This is a genomic window from Arsenicicoccus dermatophilus, assembly GCF_022568795.1.
GTDB classification, from domain to species: domain Bacteria; phylum Actinomycetota; class Actinomycetes; order Actinomycetales; family Dermatophilaceae; genus Arsenicicoccus; species Arsenicicoccus dermatophilus.
The window spans coordinates 114,860-126,921 of the sequence record NZ_JAKZHU010000001.1; the positions used below are offsets into that span (position 1 = coordinate 114,860).

Annotated in this window: 10 protein-coding genes and 1 CRISPR repeat array (1 of these 11 cut by a window edge); all 10 genes read right to left on the reverse strand. The window is 70.3% G+C overall.

Annotation, left to right across the window (positions count from 1 at the left end; all coding sequences use genetic code 11):
- Positions 1–422: a CRISPR direct-repeat array (repeat unit 29 nt; unit sequence GGAAGCACTCCCGCGGACGCGGGACGGAG); it begins 3,148 nt to the left of the window's first position.
- 30 nt (positions 423–452) lie between these two features.
- On the reverse strand, positions 453–791 hold the full coding sequence (gene cas2e / locus MM438_RS00530) for a type I-E CRISPR-associated endoribonuclease Cas2e (protein WP_241449297.1): 339 nt from the start codon (positions 789–791) through the stop codon (positions 453–455).
- Positions 788–1,777 (reverse strand): type I-E CRISPR-associated endonuclease Cas1e, encoded by a 990-nt coding sequence (gene cas1e, locus MM438_RS00535; RefSeq protein WP_241449298.1) that lies wholly within the window; start codon positions 1,775–1,777, stop codon positions 788–790. Before cas1e ends, cas2e begins: the two co-directional genes overlap by 4 nt.
- Positions 1,774–2,406 carry a type I-E CRISPR-associated protein Cas6/Cse3/CasE gene (gene cas6e / locus MM438_RS00540; protein WP_241449299.1) on the reverse strand — a complete coding sequence of 211 codons (633 nt, stop codon included), beginning with the start codon at positions 2,404–2,406 and terminating at the stop codon, positions 1,774–1,776. Before cas6e ends, cas1e begins: the two co-directional genes overlap by 4 nt.
- Positions 2,403–3,143 carry a CRISPR-associated protein Cas5 gene (cas5, locus tag MM438_RS00545; RefSeq protein ID WP_241449307.1) on the reverse strand — a complete coding sequence of 247 codons (741 nt, stop codon included), beginning with the start codon at positions 3,141–3,143 and terminating at the stop codon, positions 2,403–2,405. Before cas5 ends, cas6e begins: the two co-directional genes overlap by 4 nt.
- Positions 3,143–4,372 carry a type I-E CRISPR-associated protein Cas7/Cse4/CasC gene (locus tag MM438_RS00550; RefSeq protein ID WP_241449315.1) on the reverse strand — a complete coding sequence of 410 codons (1,230 nt, stop codon included), beginning with the start codon at positions 4,370–4,372 and terminating at the stop codon, positions 3,143–3,145. Before MM438_RS00550 ends, cas5 begins: the two co-directional genes overlap by 1 nt.
- On the reverse strand, positions 4,372–4,977 hold the full coding sequence (casB, locus tag MM438_RS00555) for a type I-E CRISPR-associated protein Cse2/CasB (RefSeq protein ID WP_241449317.1): 606 nt from the start codon (positions 4,975–4,977) through the stop codon (positions 4,372–4,374). The genes MM438_RS00550 and casB overlap by 1 nt, the downstream gene beginning before the upstream one ends.
- Complete coding sequence (locus MM438_RS00560) at positions 4,974–6,542, reverse strand: type I-E CRISPR-associated protein Cse1/CasA (protein ID WP_241449319.1); 1,569 nt, start codon at positions 6,540–6,542, stop codon at positions 4,974–4,976. Before MM438_RS00560 ends, casB begins: the two co-directional genes overlap by 4 nt.
- On the reverse strand, positions 6,539–9,370 hold the full coding sequence (gene cas3 / locus MM438_RS00565) for a CRISPR-associated helicase Cas3' (RefSeq protein ID WP_338155484.1): 2,832 nt from the start codon (positions 9,368–9,370) through the stop codon (positions 6,539–6,541). The genes MM438_RS00560 and cas3 overlap by 4 nt, the downstream gene beginning before the upstream one ends.
- 207 nt (positions 9,371–9,577) lie before the next feature.
- Positions 9,578–10,648, reverse strand: a complete 1,071-nt coding sequence (locus MM438_RS00570) for an endonuclease NucS domain-containing protein (RefSeq protein ID WP_241449323.1) — start codon at positions 10,646–10,648, stop codon at positions 9,578–9,580.
- A gap of 45 nt (positions 10,649–10,693) precedes the next feature.
- The gene (locus tag MM438_RS00575) at positions 10,694–11,917 is read right to left on the reverse strand and encodes a hypothetical protein (protein ID WP_241449325.1); all 1,224 of its coding nucleotides are present in this window, start codon (positions 11,915–11,917) and stop codon (positions 10,694–10,696) included.
- Positions 11,918–12,062: the final 145 nt, after the last annotated feature.

Sequence of the window (12,062 nt, forward strand, 5' to 3'; positions counted from 1 at the left end):
AGGTGCTTGAACGACACCCAGCCGTCAGTGGAAGCACTCCCGCGGACGCGGGACGGAGATGGCTTCGATCCGCTCAGCCAGCGAGGCCATGGAAGCACTCCCGCGGACGCGGGACGGAGGGCCTGCGGGGTCGCCCACAGCTCAGCCCACAGGAAGCACTCCCGCGGACGCGGGACGGAGTCCTTCATCTGCACGAGGAAGACGAAGAGAGGGGAAGCACTCCCGCGGACGCGGGACGGAGAGTCGCGGTCGAGGTCGAGCTCCTGGGGGTGGAAGCACTCCCGCGGACGCGGGACGGAGCCGGGGTCATCCTGTGACGGCGGTGTGCGCCGGGAAGCACTCCCGCGGACGCGGGACGGAGGCTACATGGTCGGTTGGGAGGAAGACGGTGCAGGAAGCACTCCCGCGGACGCGGGACGGAGCCCGCCTCACCTGCTAGTTTGTCAGAGCCGTCACCATCCTGGGTCGATCTCCTCGCCCGTGGCGCTGACCTGGCTCTCGTCGTGCTGCCTGGAGATCAGGGCGAGCCCGTGGTGGTCCACGACGGCATACCTGCTGGACCCGACGCTGCGCAGCTCAAATCCCTGCTCGGTCGCGGCCGGATAGACCGCCAGCGCGTAGCCGATCTCGTCTCCCCGCACCCAGTCCTCGACCTGGGACCACAGCTCGTCCCGGATCCGGGCAGACACGGTCCCGACGAAGACACCGGGATTGATCTCGACGTACCACTGCGACAGGGCCCCGCGCAGTCCCGGCGACAGCCGCTCGGTCACCAGCACCTGCAGACTCACGTCGACCACTCCGCGTGCGACCAGGTCGCCTCCACCTCGCCGGCCGGGCCCCACAGCTGCAGGGCGTCGATCGTCCAGCCGTCGTCGACCTCGACCCCGAGGACCATGTCGATGTCGGACACGATCTCGGGCAGCAGGCGGAGCATCCGCACCTCGTCACGCAGCGCCCGCAGGGCGGCGTTGGAGGGATCGGCGTGCCCCTTGAGGGAGAACGCGAGCGGGATCGTGACCCTCGTCTTGTACATGTCCGCGATGTCGAGCGTGAACGACTGCCTGTTGCCCGTGTGGATGATCCCGAGCCCGGGGCTCAGACCGAGAGCGATCACGACGCTGTTGACGATCCCGTAGAGCGCCGAGTTGCCCGCGTTGAGAGCCAGGTTGACCGAGTCAGGAGGTCCCATCTCCGGGCGGGTTCCCGTGTTGCGCCGCCAGGATCGCAGCCGGTGCTTGCGGGCATGCTGCTCGTAGACGGCCCGCATCCGCAGGCCCTCCACCCCTCTCATCTGCTCGATCGTCGCGCCCGCGAAGGTTGCGGAGGAGGTCCCGGGGAAGCGTTTGAGGTACATCCGCCGGGCCGCCTCCGCGCGCAGCTCGGGGTCGGTGCTGACGACGGCCTGCCGTTGCAGGCGGTCCGTCGGGGCGTATGGCGACAGGAAGGCGCCGTAGGACCTCACGGCCCCACCGCCGACGAAGCTCGCGGCGCACCCTGCCCCCGCCAGGTGGGCCGCCGCCTGCTGGGTGATGGACGTCCCCGGCCCGAGCATGAGGCACGACAGCGTGGCGACGGGGATCTGCGTGGAGCGGGTGCCGCCCTCCACCTCGATCACCGCCACCGTGCCGTTGTCGGACTGGTGGATGGCACAGCGATCGAGGTAGAGGAAGGACAACCGGTCGTCGGTGCGGGTCAGCAGCAGCGCCCGAGGCTTGGCGAGCGTCAGCGGCGTCGAGCGGTCGCCACCCCCGGCCGTGCTCCCTGGGGCAGTCATCCCAGCGGCCGGACGGTGAGCAGTCCTGCGCCATAAGCCTTTCCACGCCCCACCCCGTCGAGCCGCAGCTGCTGCAGAGCAGCGGCGTCGGCGACCGTGGCCAGACCGTCCACGGTGTCTACGACGAAGCGGGGCGGGGTGCGGTCACGGTGGCGCCGGTGGTGATGGGTGCGTCGCGTGTGCCCGAAGACCTCGTCGAGGGTCAGGGCGTCGGACACCTTGGCCGACACCCACTCCGGGACCTCGTCCGGAGCGAGGGTCGACAGGCTCTCCCGCCGCCGCCCCGCGTCGTCGCGCTCGGTGCGCCGACGCACGGCGTTGACCGCGACGCGGAAGAGCACCGGGGTGCCCGCCGCCAGGTCCCAGCCGCCCCGAGGGATCGTGGTGGCCCGGGCCTGAGGCGGGGCGGTCTCCAGCGCATGTCGCGACTGGACGAGCACGGTGGAGCTGCCGTCCAGGTGATGGTCCACGCGATAGAGGATCTGACCGGTGGCCCGCCGCTCGTGCGCTGCGCCGGGCAGCTCGCGCTCGAAGAGCCGCATCACGGCACGGTGGGACTCGCCGTGATCGGTCCAGTCGGTCTTGACCGCGTGGGTGGGAAAGACCGTCCAGAAGGGTGCCTCGGTCATCGGGTCAGGTGCTCCTTCGCCCACGCGAGCTGCTCGGCCCGCCGTGCGGCTGTCGGGGGAGAGACGAGGCCGCACTCCCGGTGTCGGGGCGCGGCGTGCCCTCCCGTGGCCTCGTAGACGCGCAGCCGCTCCGGCGTCGGGTGGCCGTCCATGGCGACCAGGGGGATCTGCGACATCAGATCGCCCACGTCCTGGGGCCCGCGCCCCAGGTGGAAGGGGTAGGAGGGGCCGTTCGCCATACGCCCCAGGTAGGGCATGAAGGTGGGCCGCCGGAAACCCTCCTGCAGCCGTTCGTCGAGCTCGTCGTCCAGCGCGTCGACGACGCAGAGGAACTCGGCGTGCGGCAGGAAGGTGCGGCCCTCGGAGAACTGCACCTTGTTGGTCCCGCCGGTGAGGTTGATGTCCTTCACGCGGTAGGGCTTCACCTTGTCCCCGCGCCGGACGGCCGAGGTGACCTCGTGCAGGGCCACCGAGCGGTGCCAGACCTCGGTGGCGCGTCCGGGGGGAGGCGGCACCGCCACCTGCAGGTCCACCTCTGCCGGGTTGGTGCGGTCCACACGCACGTGCAGGGTGAACCGATCCAGGAGGGTGAGGTGATCGCTGACCCCGAGGCAGGCGCCGAGGAGGCCGGCGACGCCGGACGCGGTAGGCAGCGGGAGCGTCCGGACGGTGCGGTGGGAGGCGCTGTAGCCGGCCCAGCTCTGGATCGGGGCCGCCAGGCGGATGACGTGCCGCATCAGCGACCCGCGTAGACCTGCTCGACCACGAAGTCGAGGAGTGCCTCCAGGTCGGGGACGGTGGTGGTCTCCGCAAAGGTCGCGTCGCCGACGCGACCCGCGACGACGGAGTCGCCGAAGAGGGTGGGGTCGAAGTCCCTCGCCTCCTTCTGGCGGCGGGCGAGCTCGGCGACGGCCTGGGCGGTGTAGCCACCGCGGTCGTCGCGGGTGGCCAGCGCCTGCTCGAAGTCGTAGGTGACGCGGAAGTTCTGGACCTCGGCGAGGACGAGTGCGGGGAGCGTGCCGGAGTTGGTGGCGTTGACCTTTCCCTTGGGCAGTGCGAGCACCAGGGCGCGCACCAGGTCCTTGAGCGCCTCCTTGGCCCCCGGCTCGCCGAAGGCCGTCCAGGACGCGGCCAGCTGATCGACGTCGATCGTGAAGGTGCGGTAGTAGGTGCCGGAGGTGAAGTAGCTCTCGTCGATGTGTGCCGCGCCGGCGTGCCCCGTCTCCAGGTCCTCCACGGCCGTGAAGTAGTCGGTGACGAGCTGCATGCGGTGGACCGTCGTGGCGTGCGAGACGGCGACGGCGGCATGGGTGGCCAGGCCGGCCTGCGCGGCGAACATGCGGCCGAAGGCGGCGATGTCCAAGGCATCCGACCGAGCGCTGCGGACCAGCTCGGTCGGCTCCTCCCCTCGACCGGTGTGGGCGGCGTGGACGGCGGCGGCGAAGGCCACGATCTCCGAGGTGGACAGGTAGACGATCGTGTCCTTGGTCTCGGCCTCCTGCTCCTTCTTCGCGCCCTTGTCCTCGGTCGTCTCCTCGGCGGTCTCGGCCGCGGCGGTGGCGACGGCCTCCTCCAGGCTCCTGCCCTGGGTACGCTTCAGCAGGTCCCGGACCTTCGCGGTCTGCTTGGCGAGCGCCTTGGCGTCGGTCTTCTCGGTGTAGAGCGCACGAACGGCCGTGACCGCGGTCTTGATCACGGCATCGACGTCCACCTGGGTGCCGTCGGCGTCGGCCTGGTCGAGCACCCGTCGGGTGATCTCGAAGGCCGCGAGGCGGGTGCGGGTCGAGTCCTCGTGGCCCGCCTGGCGATAGGCCTGACGCGCGGCACGCTTCAGGGACTGGCTGGAGAGCCGGGCACGCTGGACACCCCCGTCGAACTGGCTCTTGGGCAGGCCGTTGGAGTCGCGGTTGAGGTTGTGCAGCGGGAGCGTGACGATGACATGGCAGGTGACGAAACGGGTGGTCATCAGCGGGTGCCTTCCGTGGTGGTCCGGGTGGTTTCAGGGGCCTCGGCGGTCGTGCCGGGCTCCGGGTCGGGTCGGGTGGTGTAGAAGTCGTGCACGACGGCACGCCGGATGTCCTGGGACCTCTGGCTGAGGCCGTCCCCCCAGGAGGTGAGGGTGCGCGCCAGGTCGTGGAAGTTGACCGGCACGTGGTGCTGCGAGCACAGGTCCACGAGATGGCCCAAGGAGATCGCGGCGTTCTCGGTGTCGAGCAGCGGCAGGGTCTGCACCCGCTGCTCGACGTGGTTGCCACCGATCGCACGGTGGAGGCGGGCCAGGGCCCGCCCGACGGTCGCGTAGGGCGAGTCGTCCTGCGGGGCTCCTGTCGCTCCCGCGCAGATGGCGGCGGCGCGCCGCAGCCCGGCGGCCTGGGTCGGGCGGAGCGTGGCGGGGACGAACCGCTCGGTGGCCCCGTAGGCCGCGACCTCGGTCGCCGGGGTGATGGCTCGTCGGACGGACGCCGTCCATCCGGCATACGATCGGTCGTGGCGACGGTCGAGCACGACCTGGACGAGCGGGCTGGTGTAGCGCGGCCTCTCGTCCGGGGCGAGCTCGGGCTGGGTGGTCATGAGGCGGTCTCCTGGGTCGGGGTGGCGGGGTGGCGCGGGGCTGCGGTGCCGGCGGTGAAGCGGGCCCGAGCCTGGTAGATCTGCGGTGCCGTCGCGAGGGTGAGCAGCGGCTCCGTGGCGGCCTCGAACGCCGCCCGGGCTCGCTCGGTCATCCGGCTGCGCACGGCAAGGGTGTCGACGTCATCGCCCTGGGCGAGGCGATGCACGGCGTCGAGCACGGGCTCGTCCAGGGCGGACATCACCGTGCTGCGCACGAGGTGGCGCCGGGCGCTGCGGTGGTCGATTCCCCCGGCGAGCAGGGCCGAGCCCAGCGCCTTGCGGATCTTCTCCACGTGGGTCATCACGGCCTCGACCGGGATCCGGGCCTCCACGAGGAGCTCGGCGGCGGGCACCTCTTCCCACTGGGAGAGCTCCCTGTTCCCATAGGTGTCGCCCTCCTCGTGGTGGAAACCGACCCGGATGGGTGCGTCCGGCAAGGGGACGGCGCGGGGTTCGTAGATCCATGCCTGCAGAGAGGACTCGAGGGCGTTCTGGTACCACCGCTCGTAGCCCTCGGCGCTGCGCAGGGAGGCGTCGGCGTGGACGTACTTGGTGCCCTTGGTCTTGGTGTTCACCACCCGGCAGTAGTCGCCCGACGCCACGGCCTTGGCGAAGGCCTTGACACCCTCTATGCCGGTTGTGGGTCCGTCCTGCTCGACGATCGGCACGGGCCGACGCGTCAGCCCACGGGTGACCGCCACAGGTATGCCGTCCTGCCAGCGCACGTGCGCCCGGCTTGCGGTCCAGGTGCAGCGCCACAGACTGCCCTGTCGTGCGCCGCCGACCAGCTGCTCGTCGGGCTGGAAGGGTTCCCCCGACGGGCCGCGGTCCTGGTCCAGCCAGGCCGGCAGGGCCTTCTCCCGCAGCCAGGCCGCGCGAACGTTGAGCATCAGGGTCTCGGCCAGGGTCTCGCCCAGCAGGTGGAAGACGGTGTCATGCGGCCCGCCCGCCGGTGCCCCGGAGATCGGCGAGCACTTCGGGCCGGAGGTGGGGACGTAGAAGGACGCACCCGCGCCGTTGCTCGGTTTGCCGTGGAACCACGAGACCACGAGCAGCAGGAAGAGGACGGCGGGGTCGGTGGCGTCCCGCGGCTCAGGGCTGGTGCCCCAGGTCGCGCTGGATGCTCCGGGCACCCTCAGGTGCAGGGTCTCCAGGGAGGTGTAGCCCTTGGCGAGGTCCGTCGCCGTGGGCTCGGGGGTGTGCCACTCCTGCAGCAGCGGCCTGTCCCGGTCGGCCAGGTCGAACAGACCGGCGTACCGGTCAAACACCTCGTCGACGCGCTCGGCCGGGAAGCGAGCTGGATCCCGGTATCCCCCTGGGGGAGAGCCCCGCAGCATGACTGCCGCGAGCGACTCCAGGAACCGCAGCAGGGCCTCCCGCTCGACGGGCAGCAGGGAGTCGTCGAGCCCGGTCAGCTTGTGCGCCTGAAGGAAGGTCTCACGCAAGGAGACGAGGTCCGAGGAGTCTCCTCGGCGCACCGGGATGCACGGCAGGTCGACGACATTCGTCGTCGTGGTCAGGGTCATGAGGTCTCCTCGTCGGTGAGCGTGGTGAGCCCTAGCACGTCGTCGTAGACAAGGCCTGCTTCGGCCAGAGCCTCGGCGGAGACGGGACGGGCGTGGGTTAGCAAGGGGTGGGAGGACTTCCAGTCGGGGGAGGTCGCAGTGGCCACGGCGCAGACACGGTCGACCCAGCTGGCTCCGGAGACCGTGAAGAGGCTGCCCAGGGCCTCGCGGACGCGGTCGTCGTCCGTCATCGCGGCCAGCTCGGCGGGGCTCGCTGGCGTGCCCCGTGTCCCACCGACCAGCACGAAGGTCGCCGAGGGCAGGGTGGAGTAGCGGGTCGTCAGCTCCAGGTCGCCGACTCCGTCCATCGATGGCGGCGGACTGGTGGCTGCGGCCAGGGTGGCGTGGGTGGCGGGGACGAAGGGATCGACGAGCCCCAGGACTCCTGCGGCGAGCGTGCCGGCGGCCTCCTGGCGCATGCTGGCGTCGACGAGCTCGGCGAGGCGCAGGTCCGCCAGACTGCTGCGTGCCAGGTCGTAGGTGGTGCGGTCCACGAAGTCCTGCACGTCCTCGGGGATGCGCAGGGTGGGGTGCTCCTCCAGCGATCGGGCCACCGCAGCGAGCTCGTCGGCGAAGTAGGGAAGCGCCACCTGCTCGGTCAGGGGGCCGGCGCCGTCGGGGACGACTACGTGAAGGGCACGCTCGGCGGGTCGGGCATCGCTCTCGTCGAGCAGTCGCTGCATGCCGGGCAGGAAGCGCCACAGGCGCCCGGCGCGCTGCACCAGCGAGGCCGCGGGGGCGATGTCGCAGGCCATCGACCAGAAGGACACGTCGAGGCTCACGTCCAGCACCTGGGTGGCGCACACGACGAGCGGGCGTCGGCCCCTCGGCGTACCGGGCCCCAGGCGCGCCTCCAGCTCACGCTCGATCTCGGCGCGATGAGCGAGCGTCATCCGAGAGTGCAGCACCAGCACGTCCACGTCGCGGCCGGCGAGGTCCGCGCCGAGCAGGCGGGCCGTGGCGACGGCGTCGTCGACGCGGGAGCGCACCACGGCGAGGCTGCACCGGGGATAGCGGTCGTACGTCGCGACCACCCACTCTCGGTGGAGCTGCGTGGCGTCGTCGGTGTGGGTGATGGGCAGGCGCAGATCGGGGACGGCCGTCTGCAGCGCCGGGCTGCTCGGGGCGTCGTGCCCGGCCAGCCAGTGCGCTGGATAGGCCGTCGCCTGCTCGCCGCTCGCCTCTCGTCCCGTGTAGGCGTCCTCTAGGGCGCGACGTTGCCAGGTCGGCATGGTGGCGGACAGGACCGTGACGCGGGTGCCGGTGCGGCCCCACCACGCCATCAGCGCGGCCAGCAGCGTGGTCTGGTAACGGTCGTAGGTGTGCACCTCGTCGAGGACGACGTGGTGGTTGGTGAGCGCGAGCAGGCGCAGTGGCAGGTGGCGCTGGGGGAGCGACCCGGCCAGCACCTGGTCGCAGGTCGCCGCGACGACGGGAGCGAGCAGCCGGCGGGTGCTGGTGCTGAACCACTCGAAGCCGTGGCCCTCGGTGGCGGGGCAGCGGTAGAGCGAGGCGAACTGGTGGGAGAGGAGCACGCCGTTGCCGGTGCCGGAGAAGGCCCGCTGCAGTCGTCGCTGCATGGCGTCCGTGGTCGCTCGCGTGGGCAGGGCGAAGATCAGCCCTTCGTCCTGCTCGACCTGGTGGCGCAGCAGCGCTGCGCCGGTCTTGCCCTCGCTCGTCGGGTAGGCCACGAACCACAGGCCGTCACCGACCTGCTCGGCGTCCTCCTGCAGGGGGCGGAGGCTGCGGACGCGACCGTCCCCGTCCAGACCGACGGCGGTGCGGTGACGGTCGGTCGGTGCGGAGTAGGAGCCCAAAGACGTGGTCACGTGTGTCGCGAGCTCGGCGGCGCGAGTCTGCGCCCAGGTGGGAGACATGGGGTCGAGGCCTTGCTCGATCAGGGCGAGCCCGGCATCGACGACGGCCGCCTCCGAGGCCAGCCAGTCGGACAGCTGCACGATCCCGGTGATGAGCATCGTCACGACGCCGGCCAGCTCGGGCCCCACCCTCGGAGACTCGGACGGATGCACACCGCACACCTGGGCGACCAGCTCGAGGTGCTCGGTCTGCGCCTCGCCCCAGCGACCGGCCGTGGCGTCGGCCAGGACGGTGGCCGTGGCGGCAGGCGGTGATTCGAGCCAAGCTCCGTGATGCCCACCGACAGCCAGCGCCAGCCAGGAGGTCTCGGCGCTCATGGCGGGAATGCCTCTGTCTCGCGCCGACAGCAGACACATGCCGAGGAAGTCGTGGCGGCGCAGATCCTCACGTGTCTCCGCGGCCGCGGCGGCGTCGACGCTCATCGGGGAGTACCCATCGGCCATCAGGGCTGCGCTCAGGTCCTGCCGCCAAGGCACAGTCGGATCCCTGCGCCACGGGCGTAGCTGGAATCCCGCCGAGATCTTGAACAGGTCGTGCGCGCCCGCTGCCAGCGTGACCCACGCGCGCGCTGTTGCCTGCTCATGTGGCGAGGTGCCCCCCTCGAGCTCGCGGGCGAGGAGTCGACGGACTCGACCAGTCAGGACGGTGTCCCACACCACCCCGGCGATGACGGTCGTGTCGAGCAGGTGGGCCGAGACCGGGTATGGCGCTTCGCCTGACAGCAGCCGCTCGGGTCTCTTCGCCCACAGCGCGGGATGACCGGCCCCCATGATTCCCCCGTCCCCGTCGCCACCGTTGCATGTGGAGACGTCTCCTGAGGCGTCCCCTAGCGTGACGGCAGACGTGAGATCTGCTGCACCCCAACGATCCTTGTTGACCGTTGGGGTGCCCCCCGGGGATGAGCATCCCATGATTCAGCAACTTTGTCTATCCCCTCCAAACTCCCCTGGTTGCAAGTCTCTATCTCAGTGGCCGACGAACGTGCCGTCATGCAGCTACTCCCGCTGCCGCGGGACGGGGTGGGGCGTGGTGCGATCGCTCCCCTGGGTGCAAAGAAGCACTCCCGCGCGAGCGGGACGGTGCTGACCCTAACTCAGGGTAGTAAGCAGAACCGTCGCTCAGCCCTCCACGTCGAAGTGGTGGGCAATCTTGTCGAGTGTGAACTCCTGGCGGAGCTTGCAGGCGCTGTTCGTGTTGGCGAACATACCTGTCTCCCAGACAGCTTCAGAGGCGGGGCGGGCGTCGTTCCAGCGCACCGGAATGAACCACTCGGCCTGATCCGGGTCGTCGCTGTCGGTGTACGTACCCTCCAGCGCGCACGACGCCAAGAGTTTGGGGTCGCCGTCCACCGTCACCGTGGTCTCTCGTAGGAGCGATGCCGCCGCAAGCGTCGTACCGACGGCGACATATCCGCGCTGCGGCAGGTGTACGTTGACACGCGCGCCGGGTGGCACGTTGCGCAGGGACTGGGAGTACCACTTGCCCCCGCCCGCTGAGACGAACCCATATCGCAGGCCGTCGGACCAGGCGCGGCTGCCGGGGGCGTCGCCGAAGGACACGAACCAGTCGGTGCCGTTCCAGTCGGCCTGCTTGCCCGGGCGGTTGCGTGGTCCCGTGCTGGCTTCGTCCCCCTGCGTCGTGAGCCAGCTCCGAGCGAGGTAGCGACGACCGTCGTCTTCCAGGTGGGTGAAGAAGGCAGCGTTGATAGGGACGCCGTACTCGCGAAGGTAGGTGATGATCCTTTCGGAGGCCGGGTCGAGGTCCGATGCCAGGACAACCAGGTGATGAGCGGTGTTGAGGTCGTCGGGTGGGGTAGCGCCGAAGCGTTCCGAGAACGCCGTCTCGAACGGCTTGTCCAAGAACCCCTGAGCGATCTCCAGGATGTCGTCCCGGCTCAGCTGTCCGACCCACTGGCCGTAGTCCAGCACCTGGGCAACCACCTCGCGGGGGGTGCGGTTCCGCTTCAGCTCCAAGACATGGACGTCCCCCTCGTTGTCGATGCCCAGTAGGTCGATGAACTTACCGTGAGCGGTCCGCACCTGCCGCCCGATGATGAGGAGTGGCGGGTCGATCAGGTCAGGGTCGGCGACGAGGTAGTTCTCCAGCCAAGACTCCATGGGGAGCGGACTTGGCGGCACCCTGACGGGAATTCCCTCGCTCACACGCCACAGGCCCGTCTTGAGCGTCATCGGTCGCCCCTGTCGGTTGTCGTTGCTGGTAACTACCCTACGTATTCAATCGCGCCGGTGGCGGAGGGACCTGATGCGGCCAGCAGCGTCGCTGGCAGCAGTCTTCGCGCCGTTCAGCGAGAGGCCACCGAGCTCACGAGCCGCTTGGGCCTTGGCCCGCCCGGTGCGGACGAGGTGCTCGTGCGTCTCGCCCGCCGCGGACTTCCAGGAACGTGCCTCCACTTCCCGCGCCGCTGGCGCCAGGCCGAGAGTCTCTTGCAAGCCGGCGACCGCAGAGGAGGCGCAGTTGGCCGAGGCCACGACAGCCGGTGCCTTGAGCGGGTTGAACAACACCCTGTCGTTCGCGAGGGTCGCGGCCGCCTCGATGCGCTCCAGCAGGCTATGCGTGGCCGTGTCGATGGCGGTGAGTCGCCTTCGTCGGGCGGTCGTCATACCTGCGCGGTGAGCGTCGACCGAGTCGGCGTCCGAATCGAGCACCCGGTCGAGCTCGAGGATCGCCACGGCGTCGGCGAGCTGGAAGCTGCGTGCCAGGACCCCGAGCCACTCGTGCGCCTCGGACTCGGCGTGACGCATCAGGGTGGCGAGGTCGCCGACCTTGGACTCCTTCTCGATCTTGTCCGCCAGCGCCTCCAGGCGCCGCAGCGCGTACGACTGCGCGCTCGCGATGACGAGGGGTGCCTGGTCGACCTTCGACCAGGTCACGTCCGACACCCGACCCACCGACTCGCGCACCGCCAGTGCCTCGTCCAGGACGAGGCCGACCCCGAGCAGCTCCGCGACGGCGGTGTCCTTCTGCGCCCTCAGAACGTCCTCGACCTTCGCGTCGATGACGGCGAGGTAGTCGCCGATCTCGTCCATCGCCTGCTGCAGCGCGATCTGTGACATCAGGCCGCCGATGCCGGCCAATGCCGCCGGGTTCGTCACGACTCCTGCCGGCGTGCGGACGAACTCGACGAAGGTCGCCACCTGCCCGTCCTTGCCTGCGATGACGCCCGTCGCGTTGCCGCTGGTCTTGCTGACGCGCAACGCGCCAGCCTGAGCGTACTTCGCCGACTGTTCCGTGAGCTTCACCCACCGGCCTGAGCTCTCGGCGATCACGGCCGCCGCCTCTGCCGCTGCGCCCGCGACGTTGGTGGCCCGGCGCATGGAGGTCGTCGGCAGTGGGCGCGCGGCCAACGATTCCCGCTCGACGAACAGGTCGAGGGTTGCTGGGTCGCCGAGCAGCAGCACGCCGTCGCCGTCGCTGATGACCTGGATCTCGCCGTCCACATGACCCCCTCGACATGGTGGGCTGTCACCAGCACCCTAAGTCCCGGACGCCCTCCGATCTCGCGAATCCTGGAGCGTGGCGTCCCGAAGGGTGACGATTCGATGGCTTGCCGCTATGGCAGCGGACGGACGGGGTCGATTCCCC